Genomic DNA, 25,308 nt, shown 5'->3' on the forward strand with positions numbered 1-25,308 from the left:
TAGCCAGCTGATGCCAACTTAATGTTTTCGAGTTATGTTACTGTATTATAAGGAAAGTTATGTCTGTTGAATTTATAGAAAAGTTAAACCTGCTGGCCTTTAAAATAAAACAGCAATCTGGAGCTATTGAGACGGAAGAAGCCACAAAAAATGCGTTTGTCATGCCTTTCATTAACAACGTGTTAGGTTATGATGTCTTTGACCCCACTGAAGTTATCCCAGAATTTGTTTGCGATATCGGCACCAAAAAAGGTGAAAAAATTGACTATGCCATACTAAAGAATGGCGAAATACAAATGCTGATAGAATGTAAAAAAATTGGCGAACCACTGAATATCAATCATGCCTCTCAGCTTTTCCGATATTTTCATGTCACTAATGCAAGAATATCTATTTTGACCAATGGTCAAGAATATAAATTTTTTACAGATTTAGACGCCACAAATAAAATGGATGAAAAGCCATTTCTTGAGATCAATCTTCTTGATTTGGATGAAATGCTTGTTCCGGAGATAAAAAAACTAACGAAGTCTGCATTTGACTTAGAATCCATTATCAATGCCGCCGGAGAATTAAAGTACGTCAGCTTAATAAAAAAATTGCTTCATTCACAATTGACAAATCCAGAAGACGATTTTGTTAAGTTCTTTGCATCGAGGATTCATGATGGAATGATTACTCAGAAGGTTAAAGATACATTTACTGTTCTAACCAGAAAAGCAGCCAGTCAATATATCAATGCGCAAATAAATGAACGACTTAAATCAGCAATGGATGGTAATATCAACCCGCAGTTGGAAATACCTGAAGAAACGGACCAACATACTGTCATAAAAGACGATAATGATATTTCAACAACGATAGACGAACTTGAAGGTTTTCATATCGTTAAGGCAATCGCTCGCACAGTTATTGATGCTCCACGAATTGTACACCGCGATACCAAAAGCTATTTTGGTATTCTAATCGACGATAATAATCGAAAGCCGTTGTGTCGACTGCATTTTAACCGAACCCAAAAATATATAGGTTTATTCGATCTGGAAAAAAATGAAACACGCTATCCTATTGAAAGTTTAGATGATATTTATACCTTCAGTGAAGCGTTAAAAGCAACAGCCGCTTTATACCATTAACTCATCATATGGATAGCGGAAAACTCTTAGCGGACCTACAGGACGCGTAGGCCCGCCAAGAGTAGCCGATACTGGTAACGCAGCCAGTTAAAACAGTCCCAGCGGTTTGTCGGAATAGCTCACCAGCAGACACTTGGTCTGCTGGTAATGTTCCAGCATCATTTTATGGGTTTCACGGCCGATGCCCGACTGCTTATAGCCGCCAAATGCCGCATGCGCAGGATAAGCGTGATAGCAGTTAGTCCAGACACGTCCGGCCTGAATTCCGCGCCCCATTTTATAAGCCAGATTGCCGTTACGGCTCCAGACCCCCGCGCCCAGGCCATATTGCGTATCGTTGGCGAGTTCCAGCGCGTCCTCCATCGTTTTAAAGGTGGTGACCGCCAGTACCGGACCGAAGATTTCTTCCTGGAAGACGCGCATATTATTTTTGCCGAACAGGATGGTCGGTTCGAGGTAATAACCATCTTTCAGTTCGCCTTCCAGTTGCTTACGCCGCCCACCGGTAAGGATATCCGCGCCTTCTTTTTTACCGATATCAATATAATTAAGGATGGTTTCCAACTGACCGTGGGAAACCTGCGCCCCCATTTGCGTCACGCTGTCGAGGGGATTTCCACTGCGGATGCTTTCCACTCGACGAATGGCGCGCTCCATAAAGCGTTCGTAAATCGACTCCTGCACCAGCGCGCGGCTCGGGCAGGTACAGACCTCGCCCTGGTTAAAGGCAAACAGCGCGAACCCTTCCAGCGCCTTGTCAAAGAACGCATCTTCTTCGTCCATCACATCGGCAAAAAAGATGTTTGGCGATTTGCCGCCCAGTTCCAGCGTTACCGGGATGATGTTTTGCGTGGCGTACTGCATGATCTGCTGTCCGACTTCCGTCGAACCGGTGAACGCAACTTTGGCGATGCGTTTCGAGGTCGCCAGATATTCGCCAATCTCGCCCCCCGCGCCGTTCACGACGTTAACCACGCCCGGCGGCAGCAGGTCGCCAATCACCTCCATTAATAGCAGAACGGACAGCGGCGTCAGGCGCGCGGGTTTGAGCACTACGCAGTTCCCCGCCGCCAGCGCTGGCGCCATCTTCCAGCTCGCCATCAGCAGTGGGAAGTTCCACGGGATAATCTGCCCCACCACGCCGAGCGGCTCGTGGAAATGATAGGCTACGGTATCGCTGTCCACTTCACTGATCCCGCCCTCCTGGGCGCGTATGCAGGAAGCAAAATAACGAAAATGGTCGATGGCCAGCGGCACGTCAGCCGCGCTGGTTTCACGGATGGGCTTACCGTTATCCCAGGTTTCCGCCGTGGCGAGCCGTTCCAGATTTTGCTCCATACGGTCGGCTATTTTAAACAGAATGGCGGCTCGGTCCTGAACGGAGGTTTGCGCCCATTTATCTTTCACCTTGTGGGCCGCATCAAGCGCCAGATCAATATCGCGTTTGCCGGATGAGGCGACTTCACACAATAGCTGCCCGGTAACCGGCGTCAGGTTCTGGTAATATTCGCCGTCAGCCGGAGGAACCCAGTCACCGCCAATAAAATTGTCATAACGGGCTTTTAGCTTCAGCGGAAAACCGTACTCGCCGGGCTGAATACGTGTTGAAGGGGGGTTATTCGTCATGATCGTCTCCTTGCCGCAGGTGTATAACAAGGGTAGACGCCGCTGGCGATTTTCTCGCCAATCGTTGGCGGCTTTACGAGCTATATCACGGATTACCTTACTTTACGTTTCGTTTTTGCCGCTGAGCCATACTTATAAGCTCTGGGTCTTATAAGGATACGTGCAATGCAGCTATTTATCGGCTTCGACGTGGGCGGTACCCATATTAAACATGGCGTCATTGATGAAAACGGCAACGAACTGACGTCGGATGAATTCGACACGCCGGACGATAAAAATGCCTTTAAACAGCAGTGGAAAGCGGTCGTGGAGGCGTATCAGAAAGCACATGATATCGCCGCGATCGGCGTGAGCTTTCCTGGTCATATCAACACCCACACGGGCCAGGCGGCAAAGGCCGGCGCACTCGATTATCTCGATAACGAGAATCTCTGCGAACTGTTCGCCCAACTGACGGACCTGCCCGTCACGGCGGAAAACGACGCTAACTGCGCGGCGCTGGGCGAACGCTGGCGCGGCGCGGGTCGGGACTATGAGAGCTTTGTCTGCATCACCATTGGTACCGGCATCGGCGGCGGGATCGTGGTGGAAGGCGACATTTATCGCGGTTCGCACTACCGGGCGGGCGAATTTGGCGTGATCCCCGTAGGCGATAACGGTGAATGCATGCATGAAGTCGCCTCCGCGAGCGGTCTGATGAAGGCGTGCCGCCGGGCGCTGGCGGTCCCCGAAGATGAAATGCCCGACGGCGAAGCGCTGTTCGAGCGCATGGAGAGCGACGTTCACCTGCGCGAAGCGATTGAACAATGGGCGCATTTCCTTGCGCGCGGAGTGTATAGCGTGATTTCAATGTTCGATCCGCAGGCAGTACTGATTGGCGGCGGCATCAGCGAGCAGGAAAAGATCTATAAATTACTGGATAAATATTTGCAGCGATTCGAGGAGTGGGAAGCGCTGAAAGTACCGATTTTACCCTGCGAGTTGGGTAATCAGGCGGGACGACTCGGCGCGGTATGGCTGGCAAAGCAGAAACTGAGCCGCGGTTAACTTGCCGGATGGCGGCTACGCTTTATCGGATCAGGCTGAACCGTACAGATCTGTAAAGCGTAGCGCCATCCGGTCGGCGTTTTACATCGCAGCGTGGAAGATCGCCACGATCTGCTCGTGTGTCGCCTGGATCGGGTTAGTCAGCCCGCAGGCATCTTTCAGCGCATTGGTCGCCAGCAGCGGAATATCCTCCTCCTTCACGCCGAGATCGCGCAGCCCTGCCGGAATATTCACCTGCTGCGCCAGCGTGCGTATGGCGTCGATACAGGCCGCGGCGCCTTCGGCGTCGTTCAACCCTTCCACATTGACGCCCATCGCCGCTGCGCAGTCACGCAGACGCGCCGCCGCGACCGGGCTGTTAAACACCTGAACGTGCGGCAACAGCACCGCATTGCACACGCCGTGCGGCAGGTTGTAGAAACCGCCGAGCTGGTGCGCCATCGCGTGAACATAACCCAGCGAGGCGTTATTAAAGGCCATTCCCGCCAGGAACTGCGCGTAAGCCATCGCTTCCCGCGCCTGCGCATTGCTGCCGTCTTCCACCGCGACGGTCAGGTTTTCGCTAATCATGGTCACGGCTTTCAGCGCGCAGGCATCGGTGATTGGCGTCGCCGCGATGGAAACGTACGCTTCAATGGCGTGGGTTAACGCGTCCATACCCGTTGCGGCGGTCAGCGACTTCGGCATTCCCATCATCAACGTTGAGTCGTTGACGGAAAGCAGCGGCGTAACGTGTTTATCGACGATCGCCATTTTAATGTGGCGTTCAGCATCGGTAATAATGCAAAAACGGGTCATTTCCGACGCCGTGCCTGCAGTGGTATTAATGGCAATCATCGGCAACTGCGGTTTAGCAGAACGATCAACCCCTTCATAATCGCGAATATCGCCGCCGTTTGCCGCCACCAGCGCAATGCCTTTCGCACAGTCATGGGGTGAGCCGCCGCCCAGCGAAATCACGCTGTCGCAGTTATTCTCCTGCAGCAGTTTCAGCCCTTCAGCCACGTTTTCGGTGGTCGGGTTTGGCTGGGTACCGTCATAGATCACGCTGAAAATAGCGCGTTCCTGCAACGCGTTTTGAATATTACCCGCCATACCCAACCGGGTGAGCATCGTGTCTGTCACAATTAACGTGCGGCGAAAGCCATATTCCACCATCGTATTCATTGCGTCATTTAATACATCAGCACCAATAATATTCACGGATGGAATGTAAAATGTAGAAGCAGCCATTTGCTCAATCCTTAATGTTGAAAAAGAGCAAAAGCATACGAGGGTGAGAAATAATAAAATATGATCGTTGCTGTTATTTTCCCAAAGAAACATTAAAAAAGCACATTAGGATAATAAACAAATGTGCTTTCATAGGAATCACTATTTATATTATTTCAATTCATTTGAAATATAAATAAGTAATGTCATTGTCTGGCCGGGAATAATAACGCATCGCGTAATAAATGATCGTTGCCACGGCGGCGGGTAAAGCCGATGCGGTCAAAATATTCCAGAATCTGAATGGCCAGTTTACGCCCAACGCCCAGACGGTCACGGAAATCCGCCGCGCACGTTGACCCTCTCTCTTGATCCAGCTCACGGATCAGCGTGGCGAAGGCAACAATGCGATCGTTACGGTAATAACGATCTTTTACGATCGCAGTAATCATTCCCTGCTGTGCCGCCTGCCGTAGCACAAGGCGCATGGTCTGCTCCTCTGTGGCCGTTTCCCGCGCAAGATCGCGTACCCACCAGGGGTCGTCTGCAAACAGCGGCTCCACGTTTTGCCAGATCGCCGCCTGCTCATCGCTGAATCCCGCTTTGTGATCGGGCAAATGCAACCAGCCATGATGGCTATGAATTTCGCCGCTTTCACGCATTTGCTCAATCAGCAACAGCACCAGCGCTTCATCTTCCATCGGCAGCGCCATCCGCCGCAGGCGTTCACGCCCAGGCCCCGGCTCATCGCGGTGTTGCTCATGATAGGTCGCCAGCGTGTCGAGAATTTTACGCTGCCAGCGGGCGGCAACCGGGGCGTTTAGCAGACTGTCGCCTGCCTGGATAAACCCATGCTGCTGGACACACTGTCGCATACCGTCGCCATTAAGCTGGCGCGCCCAGGCAAATGCAGGCAGATTCACCGCTCCGCGCTGAAGATGCACAGCAAGCGCGGCGCCATCGTCGGTGGTTTCTGCCAACGACGCCAGCCACTGTAAATAGTCCGGCTTACGCTTTCCGCGACGCGGGGGGTTAAGCGCAACCACGCGCCCGCCCGCCAGCGTGGCCCGCGCAGAAATATCGCGCAGTACCAGCCGATCGTTACCCGCCAGCAGTAGCGGGGTGTCGAAAACCAGCTCCGCGAGGTTATTGTCCAGCAGCGAGACTCGTCCGGTGACATGACTGGCGGCATGGTGGATATGCAGCGGCTGCCATTGGGTTAACGGCGCGTGGTTTTCCAGCGCCACAATAATACGGCTAAACGGCTCGGGGGGTTTTGCCGAGAGCAGCCAGTCACCCCGGCGCAGCTGTTCTTTTTCGGCGTCACCGGCGATATTCAGCGCGATACGTTGCCCGGCATGCGCGCGTTCTGTCGCCTGATTTTGCGCGTGCAATCCGCGCACGCGCATGGGTTTGTTGACGCCCGTCAGCCACAGCGTGTCGCCTTGCTGCACTTCTCCGCTCAGCGCCGTCCCCGTCACCACCAGCCCGGCGCCCTTTACGCTAAAGGCGCGGTCGATAGCCAGACGGAAGGTCTGGTGACTGGCATGCTGGCGTGCCGGTAACAGCTGCAGGTGTTCGCGTAGCGCCTCAATGCCTCGCCCTTCATTGGCGGCGGTCACGAATAACGTCGCCCCGGCAAAGCCATACTCACGCAGCACCTCTTGTACCTGCTGCTCAACGTCTGACACACGTGCGTCATCAACCCGGTCGGCCTTGGTTAACGCTACCGTCAGCGTCGGGCTGCCGGTCAATTGTAATATCGCCAGGTGCTCGCGGGTTTGCGCCATCACGCCATCATCGCAGGCCACCACCAGCAGCGCATGATCGATACCGCCCACGCCCGCCAGCATATTAGAGAGAAACTTTTCATGTCCGGGCACATCGATAAAACCCAGCACGCGCCCGTCCGGCTGCGGCCAGTAGGCGTAGCCCAGATCGATCGTCATCCCGCGCTTTTTTTCTTCCGGCAGACGATCGGCATTCACGCCCGTGATCGCCTGTAGCAGCGTCGTTTTCCCGTGGTCAACGTGTCCGGCGGTCGCAATAATCATTTCAACAACATCTCCATAAACCGGGTCTCATCTTCAAGGCAGCGCAAATCCAGCCACAGGCGACCATCGTTAATCCGCCCAATAACCGGAACGGGCAGCGCTCGCCAGCGGCTCGCCAGCGCCGCCAGACGGCTGCCGCGCCCGTCGTGCGGGGTAAAGGTTAATGCCGCGCTCGGCAAGCGATCAACCGGTAATGAACCGCTGCCGATCTGCGACAGACACGGCGTCACGCTGACCGCAAAGTCATTTGCATAATGTTTGGCAAGCGAGAGCTGTAACCGCTGCGCCTGGGCGGTAATCGCCTCCTGAGGGCGGGTTAACGCCCGCAATGTCGGCAGTTTTTGCGCCAACGCTTCCGGATGCAGATACAGCCGTAGCGTCGCCTCCAGCGCCGCAAGGGTCATTTTATCCGCCCGCAGCGCGCGCTTCAGTGGGTGACTTTGCAGTTGCGCAATCATCTCTTTTTTGCCGACGATAATACCCGCTTGCGGACCGCCGAGCAGTTTATCGCCGGAAAAGCTCACCAGACTGACGCCCGCGGCAATCAGTTGCTGCGGCATCGGCTCTTTCGGCAGACCGTACTGGCTGAGATCAATCAGCGAACCGCTGCCAAGATCGGCCACCACCGGAATATCCAGTTGCTGGCCGATCTGCGCCAGTTCGCTCTCGTCTATCGCTTTGGTAAAGCCTTCAATGCTGTAGTTACTGGTGTGGACCTTCATCAACAGCCCGGTGTTTTCATTTACCGCCTGGCGATAATCTTTCGCGTGCGTGCGGTTGGTGGTGCCTACTTCATGAAGCGTACAGCCAGCCTGGCGCATCACGTCAGGAATGCGAAACGCGCCGCCAATCTCTACCAGTTCGCCGCGCGAGACCACCACCTCTTTCCCCGCCGCCGTTGCCGCCAGCATTAACAATACCGCCGCCGCGTTGTTATTGACGATACAGGCGTCTTCCGCGCCGGTAATGCGGCACAGTAACTCCGCCAGCGCGCGGTCACGGTGGCCGCGCCCGGCGCCGTCGAGATCGTACTCCAGCGTCACCGGTGAACGCATGGCCTGCGCCACCGCCGCTATCGCCTCTTCCGCCTGCAATGCGCGACCAAGATTCGTGTGCAGCACCGTACCGGTCAGATTGATTACCGGACGCAGCGCGCTCTGAGCCGCTTTCTGCAGACGGACGCTAACTTCCTGCGCCCAGTTGTCGCTCCACACGGGCAGCGCCTGGGTATCACGTATCGTCTCTCTGGCCTCGTCCAGCATCTGGCGAAGGAGTTCAACGACACGGGTATGCCCGTGGCTGTCACACAGGGTAAGAAATGCACTTTCACGCAATAAGCGATCAATGGCAGGAAGCTGACTGTACAGCGAACGCGTTTCGGTTGTCATGGGATAGCCTGGCGGTTGGTGATCCTCTCCATATGCGGAGAGGCGTTTCGACATAAGGGGGATTGTAACGTGAGATGGCTCAGGCGGACATAATACGTATCAAGCCTTTGGCGGTTCCGTGCGGGCAAAACTTTCGCGGCTAAACAGGGTTTCCACCAGTTTTACCAGGTTAGGACGGTCCACGCACCAGCCCGGCGACACGCGACGGAAGTTGAGATAGCCCACGGCGCAAGCAATCGCGATAGTCGCCAGATTCACCGTATCGGGTTTAATGGTTCCGTCCACCAGATAGCCTTCCAGCGCATCCAGACTGCGGGTGATTTTTTCACGCTGACGCAGAAGCTCATTTTCCGACTGCTGCGCCGCCGGTCGCGCCTGTTCACGCACCGACACCAGGCCAGCATCCATAATACCGTCAGCCAGGGCTTCAAGCTGGCGCACCTTCAGCGACGCCAGCGGCTCGCGCGGTAGCATCGCCGGGGCGATGTCCAGCAGTTCGATATATTCGGCAATGATTGGCGAATCAAACCAGTATTCTCCATCATCGGTCACCAGCGCCGGGACTTTCCCCAATGGATTGTACTGCGCCACGCCGTTTTCCGCGTTGTACGGCAGTTCATTAACAAATTCGAAGGTGATGCCCTTTTCCAGCAGCAGAATCGAGATTTTGCGTACAAACGGGCTGGTGTAGCTACCTATGAGTTTCATACCGGGTCCTTTATGCCAACGTAGGGGGAAGACAATGCGCCAAAGAATAATCAACAGTATTCAGTATGGCTCAGATGCGTGCAAAGAGAATGAAAGTTAGCAGACTGCCAACGAAACACCGCACTGTTGTGCTGAAAATGAGAGATATGTTTTATGCGATATACGCCTGTTACGACAAGGAAAATAAAAAAGACGTTTTCATTGCTATCAGCCTCATGAGGAACAATGCATGTTCTATAAGGTATAAAGGGCAAATGCAGTTAATAACTCAATGGCGCGGAAAACGCAGAACCTGCGCTACATCACATCAGGGCAAATTCGACTGAAAATTTATTGTGATTTAAATCACAAATATTCAACAAACCGATAAAACAAAAACGTGAAACAAATCACATTTTTGTGCCATTAATGGTTCAAAAATCCACTTTGATGTTTTTCCATACAACCATTTCGTGATGCAAATCACATTAAATACCTCCCTACCCCCTATATTTATGTGATTCACATCACATAAAAGGACACAGGCTGGACAGCTGATCGATTCAGTGCCAGATTTCGCAGTATCTACAGGGTCCGGCTACCTCTGCCGCCACATTAACAAAACCTCGGGCTTCCGGCCTGCGCGACAGCAAACATAAGAAGGGGTGTTTTTATGTCATCCGATATTAAGATCAAAGTGCAAAGCTTTGGTCGATTCCTCAGCAATATGGTGATGCCAAATATCGGCGCGTTTATCGCGTGGGGTATTATCACCGCATTATTTATTCCGACAGGGTGGTTGCCAAACGAAACGCTGGCGAAGCTGGTCGGCCCGATGATTACCTATCTCCTGCCACTGCTGATCGGTTATACCGGCGGTAAACTGGTGGGCGGCGAGCGCGGCGGCGTGGTCGGGGCGATCACCACCATGGGCGTGATCGTCGGCGCAGACATGCCGATGTTCCTCGGCTCCATGATTGCAGGTCCGCTGGGCGGCTACTGCATCAAGAAATTCGACAACTGGGTAGACGGTAAGATCAAGTCCGGTTTTGAAATGCTGGTGAATAACTTCTCCGCTGGCATCATCGGGATGATCCTCGCGATTCTGGCATTCCTCGGTATTGGTCCGCTGGTGGAAGGTTTGTCAAAAATTCTGGCGGCGGGCGTCAACTTCATGGTTGTCCATGACATGCTGCCGCTGGCGTCCATCTTTGTTGAACCAGCGAAAATCCTGTTCCTCAACAACGCCATCAACCACGGTATCTTCTCGCCGCTGGGTATTCAGCAGTCGCACGAGATGGGCAAATCCATCTTCTTCCTGATTGAAGCCAACCCGGGCCCGGGGATGGGCGTGCTGCTGGCGTACATGTTCTTTGGTCGTGGCAGTGCAAAACAGTCTGCGGGCGGTGCGGCTATCATCCACTTCCTGGGCGGGATCCACGAAATTTACTTCCCTTACGTGCTGATGAACCCACGTCTGATTCTGGCCGTTATCCTCGGCGGCATGACCGGCGTGTTCACCCTGACGCTGCTGAACGGTGGTCTGGTGTCTCCGGCGTCTCCGGGTTCTATCCTGGCGGTGCTGGCGATGACGCCAAAAGGCGCCTACTTCGCTAACATCGCGGCAATCTGTACAGCCATGGCGGTCTCCTTCGTGGTCTCGGCGATTCTGCTGAAAACCAGCAAGGTGAAAGAAGAAGACGACATTGAAGCGGCCACCCGTCGTATGCAGGACATGAAAGCAGAATCCAAAGGCGGCACGCCGCTGTCTGCGGGCGATGTCACCAACGACCTGAGCCATGTGCGTAAAATCATCGTAGCCTGCGACGCCGGTATGGGCTCCAGCGCGATGGGCGCAGGCGTGTTGCGTAAGAAAGTACAGGATGCCGGTCTGTCTCAGATTTCAGTGACCAACAGCGCCATCAATAACTTGCCGCCGGATGTTGACCTGGTCATCACCCACCGCGATCTCACCGAGCGCGCAATGCGTCAGGTTCCACAGGCACAGCATATTTCGCTGACCAATTTCCTCGACAGCGGTCTGTACGCCAGCCTGACCGAACGTCTGGTTGCGGCGCAGCGTCACACAGACAATGAAGAGAAAGTGCGTACCAGCCTGCAGGACAGTTTTGACGAAAGTAACGCTCATCTGTTCAAACTGAGCGCGGAGAACATCTTCCTCGGCCGTACCGCGGCTACCAAAGAAGAGGCCATTCGCTTTGCCGGTGAACAACTGGTTAAAGGCGGCTACGTTGAGCCGGAATACGTTGACGCGATGTTGGCGCGTGAAAAATTGACCCCGACCTATCTGGGCGAATCCATTGCGGTTCCGCACGGTACGGTGGAAGCCAAAGATCGCGTACTGAAAACCGGTGTCGTGTTCTGCCAGTATCCGCAAGGCGTTCGCTTCGGTGAAGAAGAGGATGATATCGCCCGTCTGGTTATTGGTATCGCCGCACGCAATAACGAGCACATCCAGGTGATCACCAGCCTGACCAACGCGCTGGATGATGAAACCGTTATCGAACGTCTGGCTAACACCACCAGCGTCGAAGAAGTGCTTGAGCTGCTGGCAGGTCGTAAGTAAGTGCATTTGCCCGGTAGCGCTTGCGTTTGCCGGGCCCCTATTTTCCTCTCCTGTAAGGGAGAGGGTTTGGGTGAGGAACCGCTTTTCACCCCAGCCCTCTTGGGTAAAAACATTAACGAAGGTTACTACTATGAAAGCATTACATTTTGGCGCAGGTAATATCGGACGTGGCTTTATCGGCAAATTGCTGGCAGACGCGGGGATACAACTGACATTCGCTGATGTAAATCAGGTCGTGCTCGACGCCCTGAACGCCCGTCATAGCTATCAGGTGCACGTGGTGGGTGAAAATGAGCAGGTGGATACCGTTACCGGCGTTGATGCGGTAAGCAGCATCGGCGACGACGTGGTTAAGCTGATCGCCCAAGTGGATCTGGTGACCACTGCCGTTGGTCCGGTCGTGCTTGAGCGCATCGCGCCTGCCATCGCAAAAGGGCTGGCGCAGCGCAAAGCGCAGGGTATCGACACCCCCCTGAACATCATCGCCTGTGAAAACATGGTCCGTGGCACCACGCAGCTGAAAGGCCATGTCATGAACGCGCTGGCGGAAGATGACAAGGCATGGGTGGAGGCGCACGTCGGCTTCGTCGACTCCGCGGTGGATCGTATTGTTCCCCCTTCCGCCTCCGCTACGCACGATCCGCTGGAAGTGACCGTTGAAACGTTCAGCGAGTGGATTGTCGACAAAACGCAGTTTAAAGGCGCGCTGCCGGACATCCCGGGAATGGAATTAACTGATAACCTGATGGCATTTGTCGAACGTAAACTCTTCACGCTGAACACCGGGCATGCTATAACCGCCTACCTCGGAAAATTGACCGGTCATCAGACTATCCGCGACGCGATCCTCGACGAGAAAATCCGCGCGGTGGTAAAAGGGGCGATGGAGGAGAGCGGCGCGGTGCTGATCAAACGCTACGGTTTTGATGCAGACAAGCACGCGGCGTATATCCAGAAAATTCTTGGCCGTTTCGAAAACCCGTACCTGAAAGACGACGTTGAGCGCGTTGGCCGTCAGCCGCTGCGGAAACTGAGCGCCGGTGATCGGTTGATCAAACCACTGCTGGGCACGCTGGAATATGGCCTGCCGCATCTGAACCTGGTGAAAGGCATTGCCGCGGCGATGCATTTCCGTAGCGAAGACGATCCGCAGGCGCAGGAACTGGCGGCGCTGATTGCCGACAAAGGCCCGCAGGCCGCTCTGGCGCAGGTTTCCGGACTGGATGCCAGCAGCGAAGTCGTGGCCGAGGCCGTAAACGCGTATAACGCGATCAAATGATGCAAAATACGGCGCAGGCGAACCTGCGCCCGAATGAAAGATTGTCAGATATGCAGGCAATAATGGAAGAAACCCAGGCCTTTGAAAACCGTGTGCTTGAGCGTCTGAATGCTGGCAAAACCGTACGAAGTTTCCTGATCACCGCCGTCGAGTTACTCACCGAGGCGGTGAACATTCTGGTGCTTCAGGTGTTTCGCAAAGACGACTACGCGGTGAAATACGCAGTAGAACCGTTACTCGACGGCGACGGACCGCTGGGCGATCTGTCGGTGCGCCTGAAACTTATCTATGGCCTCGGCGTGCTGAGTCGTCCAGAGTATGAGGATGCGGAGCTATTGATGGCGCTGCGTGAAGAGATGAACCATGATGGCAATGAGTACGCGTTTACCGACGATGAAATTCTCGGACCGTTCGGCGAACTTCACTGCGTGACGGCGCTACCGCCGCCGCCGCAGTTTGATGCCTCCGACCCGGCGCTGTACGCCATGCAAATCCAGCGCTACCAGCAAGCGGTACGCTCGACAATGGTGCTTTCCCTGACTGAGCTGATTTCTAAAATCAGCTTAAAAAAAGCCTTCCAGAAATAGGCCCGGTTGTCTCACACCTTATCTTCCAGCTTTGGCTGATACAGCTGCCGATAATATTCCAGCCGGTCGAGATACATCTTCGCATGCTCCAGCGGGATATCATTCGGGACCGTATCGCGCGCAGGCGTTTTATTCAGGTATTCCCGGAACGCCTGACTTGAGGCCATAAAATCAATCGCTTTATCAATCAGATGTGGAACATTTTCACCCATTTTCGCCATGAGAAGTCCTCCCTCTGTCAACGCTGTAAACAAACGCAGCCGCCAATTTTAGTTTAGGATCAGAAACGCGAACGGGTTGAGGAAAACGTGCTTAAACATGATCCTACGCAGAAAATGGCGAGCCTGACCCTTTTCCTGGCAAAAAGCCTTTTTTATCAGCCAGGTAACTATGATGTCTGCGCGGCCATTCTTATCCGTTTTGATTATTTTTTAGCGATTGATTGTGAAGAAACCCGCTCAGCGCGCATACTATAGGGCATTCCCTTTATTTCTATCAGAAGCCATACCATGAAAGAAGTCGAAAAAAACGAAATTAAACGCCTGAGCGATCGCCTTGATACTGTTCGCCACCAGCAGGCTGAACTGTCGCTGGTCGAGGCCGCCGATAAGTACGCGGAGCTGGAAAAAGAGAAAACCACGCTCGAAACGGAGATCGCCCGCCTGCGCGAAGTGCACAGCCAGAAACTGAGCAAAGAAGCGCAAAAGCTGATGAACATGCCGTTCCGCCGCGCAATCAGTAAAAAAGAGCAGGCCGATATGGGCAAGCTGAAAAAAAGCGTGCGTGGTCTGGTGGTCGTACATCCAATGACAGCACTGGGCCGTGAAATGGGTTTGGAAGAAATGACCGGCTTTTCAAAGACTGAATTCTAAATGCGTTACGGGTGGCGCTTCGCCGCCCTGATCCACGCGTAAATTGGCCCTACCAATCCCCCTCCTTTGCGTCCACTGGTTCACACTTCGCTGATTTAGCCTTACACTATCGTTGCCAATACATAACATTTGGTTAACCATTTGTTGTCATTATCCCTACACAACAATATTGGCAGGGCCACTTTTACACATAATGTGACGTCGAGATGAGCACAGACTCATAGCATTATGCGCGTGGCCCTCAGGAGACCTGCAATGAATCTCTGGCAACAAAACTACGATCCGGCCGGGAATATCTGGCTGTCCAGCCTGATCGCATCGCTCCCGATTCTGTTTTTCTTCTTCGCGCTGATCAAGCTCAAGCTGAAAGGCTATGTTGCCGCCTCGTGGACGGTGGTTATCGCGCTAGCTGTGGCGCTGCTGTTTTACAAAATGCCGGTCGATCGCGCGCTGGCCTCGGTGGTGTATGGTTTCTTCTATGGTTTGTGGCCGATTGCCTGGATCATTATCGCCGCTGTGTTTGTCTACAAAATCTCGGTGAAAACCGGGCAGTTCGACATTATCCGCTCGTCGATTCTGTCGATTACCCCTGACCAGCGCCTGCAGATGCTGATCGTCGGCTTCTCCTTTGGCGCGTTTCTGGAGGGGGCTGCGGGGTTCGGCGCCCCGGTGGCGATTACCGCCGCGTTGCTGGTTGGACTGGGCTTTAATCCGCTTTACGCCGCCGGGCTTTGCCTGATCGTCAACACTGCGCCAGTGGCGTTTGGCGCAATGGGGATCCCAATTCTGGTTGCCGGGCAGGTAACCGGACTGGACAGTTTTGAGATCGGCCAGATGGTGGGCCGCCAGCTGCCGTTCCTGACCATCATCGTACTGTTCTGGATCATGGCGATTATGGACGGCTGGCGCGGCATTAAAGAGACCTGGCCTGCGGTGATGGTAGCGGGCGGCTCGTTCGCGATTGCTCAATACCTCAGCTCCAACTTTATCGGTCCGGAGCTGCCGGACATCATTTCCTCACTGGTGTCGCTGGTTTGCCTGACGCTGTTCCTGAAACGCTGGCAGCCGGTGCGTATTTTCCGCTTTGCGGATATGGGGGCTTCCCATGTGGATCAGACGCTGGCGCGCACTGGCTACACCGCCGGGCAGATTGTTCGCGCGTGGTCGCCGTTCCTGTTCCTGACCGCCACCGTGACGCTGTGGAGCGTACCGCCGTTTAAAGCACTGTTCGCCCCAGGCGGCGCGCTGTACGACTGGGTGATTAACATCCCGGTTCCGTTCCTGGACAAGCTGATTGCCCGCATGCCGCCGGTAGTCAACGAAGCAACCGCCTATGCCGCCGTGTATAAATTCGACTGGTTCTCAGCGACCGGTACCGCCATTCTGTTCGCCGCGCTACTGTCCATCGTCTGGCTAAAGATGAAGCCTTCCGCCGCCATCCAGACCTTTGGCAGCACCCTGAAGGAGCTGGCGCTGCCTATCTACTCCATCGGGATGGTGCTGGCGTTCGCGTTTATCTCTAACTATTCCGGTCTTTCGTCAACACTGGCATTAGCGCTGGCGCATACCGGCAGCGCCTTCACCTTCTTCTCGCCGTTCCTCGGCTGGCTGGGCGTGTTCCTCACCGGCTCAGACACCTCATCCAATGCGCTGTTTGCCGCGCTGCAGGCTACCGCCGCACAGCAAATTGGCGTGTCGGATGTGCTGATGGTCGCTGCAAACACCACCGGCGGGGTCACCGGCAAGATGATTTCGCCGCAGTCCATTGCTATCGCCTGCGCGGCAGTAGGACTGGTCGGTAAAGAGTCGGACTTGTTCCGTTTCACCGTCAAACACAGCCTGATCTTCACCTGCATGGTGGGCGTGATCACCACGCTTCAGGCGTATGTCTTAACCTGGATGATCCCGTGATTGTGATGCCAAAACGCCTGTCCGACGAGATAGCCTCTCGTGTGCGGGCGCTGATTGAAGAACAGCAACTGGAGGCGGGTATGAAGCTGCCCGCCGAACGCCAGCTTGCCCAGCAGCTTGGCGTGTCGCGCAACTCTTTGCGCGAAGCGCTGGCGAAATTAGTGAGCGAAGGCGTCCTGCTCAGCCGTCGCGGCGGAGGGACGTTTGTCCGCTGGCAGCATGAAGAGTGGTCTGAGCAAAACATCGTACAGCCGCTCAAAACGCTGATGGCCGACGACCCGGACTACAGCTTCGACATTCTGGAAGCCCGCCACGCCATCGAAGCCAGCACCGCCTGGCATGCCGCCCTGCGCGCTACCCAGGCAGATAAAGAAAAAATCAGGCTCTGCTTTGACGCGACCCTCAGCGAAGATCCGGACATCGCCTCTCAGGCCGACGTTCGGTTTCATCTCGCCATCGCCGAGGCGTCACACAATGTGGTGCTGTTGCAGACCATGCGCGGATTCTTCGACGTACTGCACTCGTCGGTAAAACAGAGTCGCCAGCGTATGTACCTTGTCCCGCCGGTCTTTGCAAAGCTGACGGAGCAACATCAGGCGGTCATGGACGCCATTCTTGCCGGTGACGCCGACGGCGCGCGTAAAGCGATGATGGCGCATCTCAGCTTCGTCCACGCCACCATTAAACAATTTGATGAAGATCAGGCCCGCCAGGCGCGAATCACCCGCCTGCCCGGCGACCACAATGAGCATTCCAGGGAGAACAAAGCATGATTATATCAGCAGCCAGCGATTATCGCGCCGCAGCCCAGCGCATTCTGCCTCCGTTTCTGTTCCACTACATTGACGGCGGCGCCTATGCGGAATACACCCTGCGCCGCAACGTAGAGGATTTATCGGAAGTGGCGCTGCGTCAGCGCGTTTTGAAAAACATGTCTGACTTAAGCCTGGAAACCACCCTCTTTAAAGAAAAGCTGTCGATGCCGGTGGCGCTGGCGCCGGTTGGCCTCTGCGGCATGTACGCCCGTCGAGGCGAAGTGCAGGCCGCTGCCGCCGCGGATGCGAAGGGGATTCCGTTTACCCTTTCCACCGTGTCCGTTTGCCCAATCGAAGAGGTGGCGCCGACCCTTAGCCGTCCGATGTGGTTCCAGCTGTACGTGCTGCGCGACCGCGGTTTTATGCGTAACGCGCTGGAGCGGGCGAAAGCGGCAGGCTGTTCAACGCTGGTCTTTACGGTCGATATGCCAACACCCGGCGCGCGCTACCGCGACGCACATTCGGGCATGAGCGGTCCAAACGCCGCGCTGCGCCGTTACTGGCAGGCGGTGACCCATCCACAATGGGCGTGGGACGTAGGCCTGAACGGTCGTCCGCATGATTTAGGCAACATTTCGACCTATCTTGGCAAACCAACCGGGTTGGAAGATTACATCGGCTGGCTGGCAAATAACTTCGATCCGTCGATTTCATGGAAAGACCTTGAGTGGATCCGTGACTTCTGGGACGGCCCGATGGTGATCAAAGGGATCCTCGATCCGGAAGACGCTCGCGACGCGGTGCGCTTTGGTGCGGACGGCATTGTGGTGTCTAACCACGGCGGACGCCAGCTCGACGGCGTGCTCTCCTCCGCGCGCGCCCTGCCCGCGATTGCCGACGCGGTAAAAGGCGACATCGCTATTCTGGCCGACAGTGGTATCCGTAACGGGCTGGACGTGGTACGCATGATTGCGCTGGGCGCAGACAGCGTGCTGCTGGGCCGCGCGTATCTTTACGCGCTGGCCACCGCCGGCCAGGCGGGCGTCGCCAACCTGCTGAACCTGATCGAGAAAGAGATGAAAGTCGCGATGACGCTGACCGGCGCGAAATCCATTAGCGAAATCAGCAAAGACTCGCTGGTTCAGGAGATCGGCAACCTTCCCGCGGCGCTGGCCCCCCTCGCGCAGGGTGATGCCGCGTAGTGAACGTGCTATGCTGCCCCGCGCAATTGAAGGGGCAGCAAACATGCTTAATATCGTTTTATTCGAACCAGAAATCCCACCCAATACCGGCAACATCATTCGCCTGTGCGCTAACACGGGCTTTCGTCTGCATATCATTGAGCCGATGGGCTTTACCTGGGACGACAAACGTCTGCGTCGTGCGGGACTGGACTACCATGAATTTGCCGCCGTGGCGCGCCATCGTGATTACGCGGCGTTTCAGAAAGCCGAAAAGCCACAGCGTCTGTTTGCCCTCACCACCAAAGGGACGCCCGCCCACAGCGCGGTGAGCTATCAGGACGGGGATTATTTGATGTTTGGCCCGGAGACGCGCGGCTTACCTGCCAGCATTCTTGATGCCTTGCCTGCGGAGCAAAAAATTCGGATTCCGATGATGCCGGACAGTCGCAGTATGAACCTGTCAAACGCGGTGTCGGTGGTGGTGTACGAGGCGTGGCGACAGTTAGGGTATCCCGGCGCGGTATTGCGTAGCTGAGGGTTGTCGGGTGACGACGCTACGCTTACCCCGCCAACGAATCACGCAGAGACGGGGCATTTTTTTCGGGCGTTATCGACGCCGCCACATTGAACACAGTCTGCACGCAGTCACCGGAGCGTACGCATAGCCCGTGAGGTGGCAAGCACAGCCTGAATTCAGGCTGGCACGTAAGATAGCCCGAAATCAGATTCCGTCGCCGTATTCGAACGTATGATGTATCCCGTTAAAATGCTGATCCATATCCATCGACGGTTTATCACTGTCCGGCTTGCCGACGATGCGCGCTGGCACCCCTGCGGCGGTGGTGTGCGGCGGTACAGGCTGTAACACCACAGAACCCGCGCCGATTTTTGCTCCGCGTCCAACTTCAATATTGCCAAGGATCTTCGCCCCGGCGCCAATCATCACCCCTTCACGGATCTTCGGATGGCGATCGCCGCTGGTTTTGCCGGTGCCGCCAAGGGTGACCGACTGTAGAATCGACACGTCATCTTCAATTACCGCGGTTTCGCCCACCACGATGCCAGTGGCGTGGTCGAGCATGATCCCGCGTCCGATCCGCGCAGCCGGGTGGATATCGACCTGGAACGTCACAGATACCTGATTTTGTAAGAAGATAGCCAGCGCGCGGCGACCTTCGTTCCACAACCAGTGGCCGATGCGATAAGCCTGTAGGGCGTGAAAACCCTTCAGGTATAACAGCGGGGTGGAATATTTATCAACCGCCGGGTCGCGAGTGCGCACCGCCTGAATATCGCAGGCTGCCGAGGCAATCATCTCCGGGTCGGCGGCGTAGGCTTCCTCCACCACTTCCCGAATGGCAATCGCAGGCATAATCGGCGAGGCCAGTTTGTTCGCCAGCATGTAGCTTAGCGCACTGCCCAGGTTTTCATGCTTGAGTAGCGTTGCGTGGTAAAAACTGGCCAGCATTGGCTCACAATCGGCCAGGGCACGGGCTTCGGCTTTAATATTGTTCCAGACGATATCCAGTTCTTCACACGGCATTGCGAACTCCAGGTAATGAGGCTAACGACCGGCCCGTTCTTCGCGGGCCGGGTCATTGATGAAAACAGATCCTTGCGACTAGTGGCGGCTACGCTCGTCCTTGCGTGCACGGCCTAATAAGGTCAATGCTGCCTCGCGCGCGTTTTTTCCGCAATATAATACTTGATAAATTTCCTCGGTTATTGGCATTTCGACACCAAAACGGTGCGCCAACTCGCGGACTTCTTTCGTATTGCGGTAGCCTTCCACCACCTGTCCAATCTTGTCCTGCGCGCCTTGCACATCCATGCCCTGACCGAGCATCATGCCAAAGCGGCGGTTACGCGACTGATTGTCAGTACAGGTCAGCACCAGATCGCCCAGTCCCGCCATCCCCATAAAGGTGGCCGGATCGGCGCCCAGCGCCGCGCCCAGACGCGACATTTCCGCCAGTCCACGCGTGATAAGCGCGGTGCGAGCGTTAGCGCCAAAGCCGATGCCGTCTGACATCCCGGCGCCAATCGCAATCACATTTTTCACCGCGCCGCCAAGTTGAACGCCAATGAAGTCCGGATTGCTGTAGACGCGGAAACTTTTGCCGCAGTGAAGCAGCTGCTGAAGGTCGTCGGCGAAGGTGTCGTCAGTTGACGCCAGCGAGATGGCCGTCGGTAATCCCGCCGCCAACTCTTTCGCAAAGGTCGGACCAGAGATGACCGCCAGCGGAATTTGATCGCCCAGCGCCTCGCGCGCAACGTCCTGCAACAGGCGTCCCGTCTCGGCTTCAAGCCCTTTTGTCGCCCAGACCAGCCGCGCGTCAGCACGCAGCAACGGTTTGATTTGTCGCAGCACTTCCCCAAACACATGGCTTGGCACTACCACCAGAATATCGCGGCTCGCCGCCAGAGCGGTGGCTAAGTCGCTTTCGAGATGGAGCGTATCGGGAAAAGGCACGTCAGGAAGAAACGCGACGTTACAGCGATCGCGCTCAAGCGTCGCAATATGTTGCGGATCGTGGCCCCACAGGACAACCGGGTGGCCGTTTCTCGCCAGGGTGATGGCGAGAGCGGTGCCGTACGAGCCGGCACCAATTACTGTCATTGAAGCATTACGTGGGTTCATCAGGCATCCTGATGTTCTTCAGTACCTTCGCCAGCCTGCTGCTGTAAATAGTTCATGAACAGCGCATCGAAGTTAACCGGCGCAAGGTTCAGCTGCGGGAACGTACCGCGTGAAACCAGGCTGGTGATGCATTCGCGGGCATACGGGAACAGAATGTTCGGGCAGTATGCGCCCAGGCAATGCGCCATCTGGGTACCTTCAATACCGCTAATGGAGAAAATACCGCCCTGCTGAACTTCGCACAGGAACGCCGTTTCTTCACCCAGGGAAGCGGTTACGGTGACACGCAGTACAACTTCGTACACATCATCTGCCAGTTGGGTAGATGCGGTATCAAGATCAAGTTTAACCTCTGGCTGCCAGTCTTTCTGGAAAACATGCGGCGCATTTGGCGCTTCGAAAGAGACATCTTTGGTGTAAATACGTTGGATCTGGAAAGCCATTTCGGTGTTATTTTGTTCTGACATGTGTAGAAAACCCTTTTAGTGTTGTCCTTAAAATACAGCCTAAGTCTGTGATGACGTTAGCTCAGCAGGGGATCAAGTCCACCACGCGCATCCAACGCATACAAGTCGTCACAGCCGCCAATGTGCTGTGCATCAATAAAAATCTGCGGAACCGTTGTACGGCCACTGCGCTTGATCATTTCTTCCCGTTTTACGGCGTCGCCGTCAATCGGAAGCTCCTGGAAACTCACGCCCTTGCTGTTTAACAACGCTTTCGCGCGATGGCAAAACGGGCAGGTTGCTTTGGTGTAGATCTCGATATTGGCCATACATCTCTCCGATATTCGCTTTATCTGTGAATTTCGTGCCAGCGGCGAGTTTATTTGCCGCGAACCAGCGGCAGATTCTCGCCGCTCCAGCCAGCAACGCCTTCTTTCAGCACGGACACTTTTTCAAAGCCTGCCTTGATGAGCGCGTTTGCCGCTTCCTGACACTGCATGCCGGAACCGTCGACCACGATCACCGGTTTGTCTTTGTGCTTATCGAGCTCGCCCACGTTGTTCGCTTTGATTTCACTTGGCAGCAGGTTGATAGCGCCTGCGATATGGCCTTTACGGAAATCGTCACGCTGACGTAAATCGACAACAACGGCGTCTTCTTTGTTGATAAGACGCGTGGCTTCACCACGGGTGATGACCTTCACTTTTGAGGTCAGGCCTTTAAACGTGGTGAATAAAACCGCCACCAGTAACGCAATCCAGGCGATACTCAGTATGGGATGGCGACCAACAAATTGCATAATTTCTTGCATGGGGGGTAACAACTCCCGACTCAGTGATTAAAAACCAAGGAAGGAGTATACCTGCGCGATGGCGCAAATACAGCCAGCGCGTGCACTGGATTGCATTTTTGCGGGGCGCAATGGAAAAAATAGCGTAAAACCGCGCCGTCCATGCGCCGCGCGGCCCTATTATTTGATCTTCTGAGGCTATTTTATCGATTCAGCTGTAGTAAAATTACGCAAAATTTTTGTTTCTTTAGTGTGAGGTTTCACAATGTCGGTTTCGAAAAAACCTATGGTGCTGGTCATTCTCGATGGCTATGGTTACCGTGAAGAGAGCCAGGATAACGCCATTTTCTCTGCGAAAACGCCCGTCATGGACGCGCTGTGGGCGCAACGTCCGCATACGCTGATTGACGCGTCCGGTCTGGAAGTGGGTCTGCCTGACCGTCAGATGGGTAACTCAGAAGTAGGTCACGTTAACCTGGGCGCGGGCCGCATCGTGTATCAGGACCTGACGCGGCTGGATGTCGAAATTAAAGAACGTACCTTCTTTGCCAATCCGGTGCTGACCGCGGCGGTAGACCAGGCGAAAAACGCGGGTAAAGCGGTTCATATCATGGGCCTGCTCTCGGCGGGCGGCGTACACAGCCACGAAGACCACATCATGGCGATGGTGGAACTGGCCGCTGAACGCGGCGCGGAGAAAATCTACCTGCATGCGTTTCTCGACGGTCGCGACACCCCGCCGCGCAGCGCTGAATCCTCACTGAAAGCCTTCGAAGACAAGTTTGCCGCGCTGGGCAAAGGCCGCGTCGCTTCTATCATCGGACGTTATTACGCCATGGACCGCGACAACCGCTGGGATCGCGTTGAACAGGCTTATGATCTGATGACCCTGGCAAAAGGCGAATTCCAGTACGCAACCGCGGTTGAAGGCCTGCAGGCCGCTTACGCTCGCGACGAAAACGATGAATTCGTTAAAGCGACCGTGATTCGTGCGGAAGGCCAGGCCGATGCGGCAATGGAAGACGGCGATGCGCTGATTTTCATGAACTTCCGTGCCGACCGCGCGCGTGAAATCACACGGGCATTTGTTAACACTGACTTCGACGGCTTTGCGCGTAAGAAAGTGGTTAACCTGAATTTTGTCATGCTGACCGAATACGCGGCGGACATCAAAACGGCCGTCGCCTACCCACCAGCCTCTCTGGCAAACACCTTCGGCGAGTGGATGGCGAAGAATGACAAAACCCAGTTGCGTATCTCCGAAACGGAAAAATACGCGCATGTGACTTTCTTCTTCAACGGCGGCGTGGAAGAGCCATTTGCCGGTGAAGAACGCATTTTGATTAATTCACCGAAAGTGGCGACCTACGATCTTCAGCCGGAAATGAGCTCTGCGGAGTTGACTGAAAAACTGGTCGCCGCTATCGAAAGCGGGAAGTACGATACCATCATCTGTAACTACCCGAACGGCGATATGGTCGGTCATACCGGGGTGATGGAAGCAGCCGTGAAAGCAGTGGAAGCACTGGATCACTGCGTTGAGCAGGTCGCGAAAGCCGTTGAATCCGTTGGCGGACAGTTGCTGATCACTGCGGACCACGGTAACGCCGAGCAGATGCGCGATCCGGCGACGGGTCAGGCGCACACGGCGCACACGAACCTGCCGGTTCCGCTGATTTACGTGGGTGACAAAAACGTAAAAGCGGTGGAAGGCGGTAAACTTTCCGATATCGCGCCGACCATGCTGACGCTGATGGGTATGGAAATCCCGCAAGAGATGACTGGTAAGCCGCTGTTCATCGTGGAATAATCCCTCCCCATGAGGGGAAAGGCGATGAATACCAAACAAGGGGTCATGAAAACGCAACGGTTTTCAGTCAGGCCCCTGATTTACGCCAGCGTGTTGAGCGCTGGCGTATTGTTGTGCGCCTTTTCCGCCCACGCGGATGACCGCGATCAGCTCAAATCCATCCAGGCGGATATCGCCGCCAAAGAGCGCGCCGTGCGCCAGCAGCAGCAGCAGCGCGCAACCCTGCAAGCGCAGTTGAAAGCACAGGAAGAAGCGATTTCCGTCGCCGCGCGTAAACTGCGCGAAACCCAAAACACTCTCGCTCAGCTCAACAAGCAAATTGATGAGATGAACGCCTCCATCGCGAAGCTGGAGCAGCAAAAAGCCAGCCAGGAACGCAGCCTCGCCGCACAGTTGGATGCGGCGTTTCGTCAGGGTGAGCATACCGGCATTCAGCTTATCCTCAGTGGTGAAGAGAGCCAGCGCGGCCAGCGTTTACAGGCCTATTTCGGCTATCTGAATCAGGCGCGACAAGAAACCATTACCGAGCTGAAGCAAACCCGCGAGCAGGTCGCCGCACAACGCGCCGAGCTGGAAGAGAAGCAAAGCCAGCAACAGACGCTGTTATACGAACAGCGCGCCCAGCAGGCGAAGCTGGAGCAGGCGCGTAACGAACGGAAAAAAACGCTCGCCGGACTGGAGTCTTCCATCCAGCAGGGCCAGCAGCAGCTGAGCGAACTGCGCGCTAACGAATCCCGTCTGCGTAACAGCATTGCGCGAGCGGAAGCCGCCGCCAAAGCGCGGGCGGAACGCGAAGCGCGCGAGGCGGAAGCAGTACGTAATCGACAGAAAGAGGCGACCCGTAAAGGCACCACCTATAAACCGACCGAAAGCGAGAAATCGCTGATGTCGCGCACCGGCGGTTTAGGCTCGCCGCGCGGTCAGGCTTATTGGCCGGTTCGCGGGCCAACGCTGCATCGATATGGCGAACGGCTGCAAGGTGAGCTACGTTGGAAAGGGATGGTTATCGGTGCGTCTGAAGGCACTGAAGTCAAAGCCATTGCCGATGGTCGGGTGATTCTGGCGGACTGGCTGCAGGGCTACGGGCTGGTCGTCGTCGTCGAACACGGCAAGGGCGACATGAGCCTTTACGGCTATAACCAGAGCGCGCTGGTCAGCGTGGGGACACAGGTTCGCGCCGGTCAGCCCATTGCGCTGGTCGGCAGCAGCGGGGGTCAGGGCAGACCGTCGCTCTATTTTGAAATCCGTCGCCAGGGTCAGGCCGTCAATCCACAGCCGTGGTTGGGAAGATAAGTT

General features: G+C 55.3%; 23 protein-coding genes. 12 read left to right on the forward strand and 11 right to left on the reverse strand.

What is annotated here, in order from left to right:
* Nucleotides 1–59 precede the first annotated feature (59 nt).
* The gene (locus tag OOJ60_RS11895) at nt 60–1,136 is read left to right on the forward strand and encodes a type I restriction endonuclease (RefSeq protein WP_205612610.1); all 1,077 of its coding nucleotides are present in this window, start codon (nt 60–62) and stop codon (nt 1,134–1,136) included.
* Nucleotides 1,137–1,223: 87 nt separating this feature from the next.
* On the opposite strand, the gene aldB is transcribed toward OOJ60_RS11895, so the two are convergent.
* On the reverse strand, nt 1,224–2,762 hold the full coding sequence (gene aldB / locus OOJ60_RS11900; protein WP_181822343.1) for an aldehyde dehydrogenase AldB: 1,539 nt from the start codon (nt 2,760–2,762) through the stop codon (nt 1,224–1,226).
* A 165-nt stretch (nt 2,763–2,927) separates the two neighbouring features.
* Between aldB and OOJ60_RS11905 the strand changes: the two genes are divergently transcribed.
* Nucleotides 2,928–3,809 carry an ROK family protein gene (locus tag OOJ60_RS11905; RefSeq protein ID WP_042286886.1) on the forward strand — a complete coding sequence of 294 codons (882 nt, stop codon included), beginning with the start codon at nt 2,928–2,930 and terminating at the stop codon, nt 3,807–3,809.
* Nucleotides 3,810–3,890: 81 nt separating this feature from the next.
* On the opposite strand, the gene yiaY is transcribed toward OOJ60_RS11905, so the two are convergent.
* The 4 genes from yiaY to OOJ60_RS11925 all read right to left on the reverse strand — a co-directional run bounded on the left by yiaY (nt 3,891) and on the right by OOJ60_RS11925 (nt 9,171).
* Nucleotides 3,891–5,042: an L-threonine dehydrogenase gene (yiaY, locus tag OOJ60_RS11910; RefSeq protein WP_205612611.1), complete on the reverse strand. Its 1,152-nt coding sequence runs from the start codon at nt 5,040–5,042 to the stop codon at nt 3,891–3,893.
* 185 nt (nt 5,043–5,227) lie between these two features.
* A complete protein-coding gene (gene selB, locus OOJ60_RS11915) occupies nt 5,228–7,075 on the reverse strand; it encodes a selenocysteine-specific translation elongation factor (RefSeq protein ID WP_205612612.1) in 1,848 nt (615 codons plus the stop codon).
* On the reverse strand, nt 7,072–8,463 hold the full coding sequence (selA, locus tag OOJ60_RS11920) for an L-seryl-tRNA(Sec) selenium transferase (protein ID WP_205612613.1): 1,392 nt from the start codon (nt 8,461–8,463) through the stop codon (nt 7,072–7,074). The genes selB and selA overlap by 4 nt, the downstream gene beginning before the upstream one ends.
* A 99-nt stretch (nt 8,464–8,562) precedes the next feature.
* The gene (locus tag OOJ60_RS11925; protein ID WP_042286899.1) at nt 8,563–9,171 is read right to left on the reverse strand and encodes a glutathione S-transferase; all 609 of its coding nucleotides are present in this window, start codon (nt 9,169–9,171) and stop codon (nt 8,563–8,565) included.
* A gap of 652 nt (nt 9,172–9,823) precedes the next feature.
* On the opposite strand from OOJ60_RS11925, the gene mtlA reads away from it, so the two are divergent.
* The 3 genes from mtlA to mtlR all read left to right on the forward strand — a co-directional run bounded on the left by mtlA (nt 9,824) and on the right by mtlR (nt 13,603).
* Nucleotides 9,824–11,737 (forward strand): PTS mannitol transporter subunit IICBA, encoded by a 1,914-nt coding sequence (gene mtlA / locus OOJ60_RS11930; protein ID WP_205612614.1) that lies wholly within the window; start codon nt 9,824–9,826, stop codon nt 11,735–11,737.
* A gap of 130 nt (nt 11,738–11,867) precedes the next feature.
* The gene (gene mtlD, locus OOJ60_RS11935; protein WP_199957450.1) at nt 11,868–13,016 is read left to right on the forward strand and encodes a mannitol-1-phosphate 5-dehydrogenase; all 1,149 of its coding nucleotides are present in this window, start codon (nt 11,868–11,870) and stop codon (nt 13,014–13,016) included.
* Entirely contained in the window at nt 13,013–13,603 is a 591-nt protein-coding gene (gene mtlR / locus OOJ60_RS11940) for a mannitol operon repressor MtlR (RefSeq protein ID WP_042286909.1), read from the forward strand. Before mtlD ends, mtlR begins: the two co-directional genes overlap by 4 nt.
* Before the next feature lie 11 nt (nt 13,604–13,614).
* Here the strand turns inward: mtlR and OOJ60_RS11945 are convergent, their stop codons facing one another.
* Nucleotides 13,615–13,824, reverse strand: a complete 210-nt coding sequence (locus tag OOJ60_RS11945) for a hypothetical protein (protein ID WP_042286912.1) — start codon at nt 13,822–13,824, stop codon at nt 13,615–13,617.
* Nucleotides 13,825–14,112: 288 nt separating this feature from the next.
* Here OOJ60_RS11945 and OOJ60_RS11950 point away from each other — a divergent pair, with 288 nt between their 5' ends.
* From OOJ60_RS11950 to trmL, 5 genes are all read left to right on the forward strand, one after another.
* Complete coding sequence (locus OOJ60_RS11950; RefSeq protein WP_205612615.1) at nt 14,113–14,475, forward strand: YibL family ribosome-associated protein; 363 nt, start codon at nt 14,113–14,115, stop codon at nt 14,473–14,475.
* A 255-nt stretch (nt 14,476–14,730) separates the two neighbouring features.
* Nucleotides 14,731–16,386, forward strand: coding sequence for an L-lactate permease (gene lldP, locus OOJ60_RS11955; protein WP_042286917.1), 1,656 nt, complete (start codon nt 14,731–14,733; stop codon nt 16,384–16,386).
* On the forward strand, nt 16,383–17,159 hold the full coding sequence (gene lldR / locus OOJ60_RS11960) for a transcriptional regulator LldR (protein ID WP_042286920.1): 777 nt from the start codon (nt 16,383–16,385) through the stop codon (nt 17,157–17,159). Before lldP ends, lldR begins: the two co-directional genes overlap by 4 nt.
* On the forward strand, nt 17,156–18,343 hold the full coding sequence (lldD, locus tag OOJ60_RS11965; protein WP_205612616.1) for an FMN-dependent L-lactate dehydrogenase LldD: 1,188 nt from the start codon (nt 17,156–17,158) through the stop codon (nt 18,341–18,343). The genes lldR and lldD overlap by 4 nt, the downstream gene beginning before the upstream one ends.
* Nucleotides 18,344–18,386: 43 nt before the next feature.
* Entirely contained in the window at nt 18,387–18,860 is a 474-nt protein-coding gene (gene trmL / locus OOJ60_RS11970) for a tRNA (uridine(34)/cytosine(34)/5-carboxymethylaminomethyluridine(34)-2'-O)-methyltransferase TrmL (protein ID WP_205612617.1), read from the forward strand.
* Between the two features lie 186 nt (nt 18,861–19,046).
* On the opposite strand, the gene cysE is transcribed toward trmL, so the two are convergent.
* From cysE to OOJ60_RS11995, 5 genes are all read right to left on the reverse strand, one after another.
* A complete protein-coding gene (cysE, locus tag OOJ60_RS11975; RefSeq protein WP_042286927.1) occupies nt 19,047–19,868 on the reverse strand; it encodes a serine O-acetyltransferase in 822 nt (273 codons plus the stop codon).
* 78 nt (nt 19,869–19,946) lie between these two features.
* Nucleotides 19,947–20,966: an NAD(P)H-dependent glycerol-3-phosphate dehydrogenase gene (gene gpsA, locus OOJ60_RS11980; protein ID WP_205612618.1), complete on the reverse strand. Its 1,020-nt coding sequence runs from the start codon at nt 20,964–20,966 to the stop codon at nt 19,947–19,949.
* On the reverse strand, nt 20,966–21,433 hold the full coding sequence (secB, locus tag OOJ60_RS11985; RefSeq protein ID WP_003024155.1) for a protein-export chaperone SecB: 468 nt from the start codon (nt 21,431–21,433) through the stop codon (nt 20,966–20,968). The genes gpsA and secB overlap by 1 nt, the downstream gene beginning before the upstream one ends.
* Before the next feature lie 56 nt (nt 21,434–21,489).
* The gene (gene grxC / locus OOJ60_RS11990) at nt 21,490–21,741 is read right to left on the reverse strand and encodes a glutaredoxin 3 (protein WP_012908148.1); all 252 of its coding nucleotides are present in this window, start codon (nt 21,739–21,741) and stop codon (nt 21,490–21,492) included.
* A gap of 50 nt (nt 21,742–21,791) precedes the next feature.
* Nucleotides 21,792–22,223: a rhodanese-like domain-containing protein gene (locus OOJ60_RS11995; protein WP_042286978.1), complete on the reverse strand. Its 432-nt coding sequence runs from the start codon at nt 22,221–22,223 to the stop codon at nt 21,792–21,794.
* 244 nt (nt 22,224–22,467) lie between these two features.
* Between OOJ60_RS11995 and gpmM the strand changes: the two genes are divergently transcribed.
* Both gpmM and envC read left to right on the forward strand, forming a co-directional pair.
* On the forward strand, nt 22,468–24,012 hold the full coding sequence (gene gpmM, locus OOJ60_RS12000; RefSeq protein WP_060570252.1) for a 2,3-bisphosphoglycerate-independent phosphoglycerate mutase: 1,545 nt from the start codon (nt 22,468–22,470) through the stop codon (nt 24,010–24,012).
* Nucleotides 24,013–24,021: 9 nt separating this feature from the next.
* On the forward strand, nt 24,022–25,305 hold the full coding sequence (gene envC, locus OOJ60_RS12005) for a murein hydrolase activator EnvC (RefSeq protein ID WP_042286984.1): 1,284 nt from the start codon (nt 24,022–24,024) through the stop codon (nt 25,303–25,305).
* The last annotated feature ends 3 nt before the right edge of the window (nt 25,306–25,308 follow it).

Origin of the sequence: Citrobacter sp. R4, assembly GCF_026719175.1 — a bacterium.
GTDB lineage: Bacteria > Pseudomonadota > Gammaproteobacteria > Enterobacterales > Enterobacteriaceae > Citrobacter_A > Citrobacter_A sedlakii.

Coding starts and splice junctions, on each gene's coding strand:
- OOJ60_RS11925 (WP_042286899.1), bottom strand. CDS start 9,171: ATGAAACTCATAGGTAGCTACACCAGCCCGTTTGTACGCAAAATCTCG.
- mtlA (WP_205612614.1), top strand. CDS start 9,824: ATGTCATCCGATATTAAGATCAAAGTGCAAAGCTTTGGTCGATTCCTC.
- mtlD (WP_199957450.1), top strand. CDS start 11,868: ATGAAAGCATTACATTTTGGCGCAGGTAATATCGGACGTGGCTTTATC.
- aldB (WP_181822343.1), bottom strand. CDS start 2,762: ATGACGAATAACCCCCCTTCAACACGTATTCAGCCCGGCGAGTACGGT.
- trmL (WP_205612617.1), top strand. CDS start 18,387: ATGCTTAATATCGTTTTATTCGAACCAGAAATCCCACCCAATACCGGC.
- gpmM (WP_060570252.1), top strand. CDS start 22,468: ATGTCGGTTTCGAAAAAACCTATGGTGCTGGTCATTCTCGATGGCTAT.
- envC (WP_042286984.1), top strand. CDS start 24,022: ATGAGGGGAAAGGCGATGAATACCAAACAAGGGGTCATGAAAACGCAA.
- selB (WP_205612612.1), bottom strand. CDS start 7,075: ATGATTATTGCGACCGCCGGACACGTTGACCACGGGAAAACGACGCTG.
- mtlR (WP_042286909.1), top strand. CDS start 13,013: ATGATGCAAAATACGGCGCAGGCGAACCTGCGCCCGAATGAAAGATTG.
- OOJ60_RS11945 (WP_042286912.1), bottom strand. CDS start 13,824: ATGGCGAAAATGGGTGAAAATGTTCCACATCTGATTGATAAAGCGATT.
- OOJ60_RS11905 (WP_042286886.1), top strand. CDS start 2,928: ATGCAGCTATTTATCGGCTTCGACGTGGGCGGTACCCATATTAAACAT.
- secB (WP_003024155.1), bottom strand. CDS start 21,433: ATGTCAGAACAAAATAACACCGAAATGGCTTTCCAGATCCAACGTATT.
- selA (WP_205612613.1), bottom strand. CDS start 8,463: ATGACAACCGAAACGCGTTCGCTGTACAGTCAGCTTCCTGCCATTGAT.
- lldP (WP_042286917.1), top strand. CDS start 14,731: ATGAATCTCTGGCAACAAAACTACGATCCGGCCGGGAATATCTGGCTG.
- OOJ60_RS11895 (WP_205612610.1), top strand. CDS start 60: ATGTCTGTTGAATTTATAGAAAAGTTAAACCTGCTGGCCTTTAAAATA.
- grxC (WP_012908148.1), bottom strand. CDS start 21,741: ATGGCCAATATCGAGATCTACACCAAAGCAACCTGCCCGTTTTGCCAT.
- lldD (WP_205612616.1), top strand. CDS start 17,156: ATGATTATATCAGCAGCCAGCGATTATCGCGCCGCAGCCCAGCGCATT.
- OOJ60_RS11950 (WP_205612615.1), top strand. CDS start 14,113: ATGAAAGAAGTCGAAAAAAACGAAATTAAACGCCTGAGCGATCGCCTT.
- OOJ60_RS11995 (WP_042286978.1), bottom strand. CDS start 22,223: ATGCAAGAAATTATGCAATTTGTTGGTCGCCATCCCATACTGAGTATC.
- yiaY (WP_205612611.1), bottom strand. CDS start 5,042: ATGGCTGCTTCTACATTTTACATTCCATCCGTGAATATTATTGGTGCT.
- gpsA (WP_205612618.1), bottom strand. CDS start 20,966: ATGAACCCACGTAATGCTTCAATGACAGTAATTGGTGCCGGCTCGTAC.
- cysE (WP_042286927.1), bottom strand. CDS start 19,868: ATGCCGTGTGAAGAACTGGATATCGTCTGGAACAATATTAAAGCCGAA.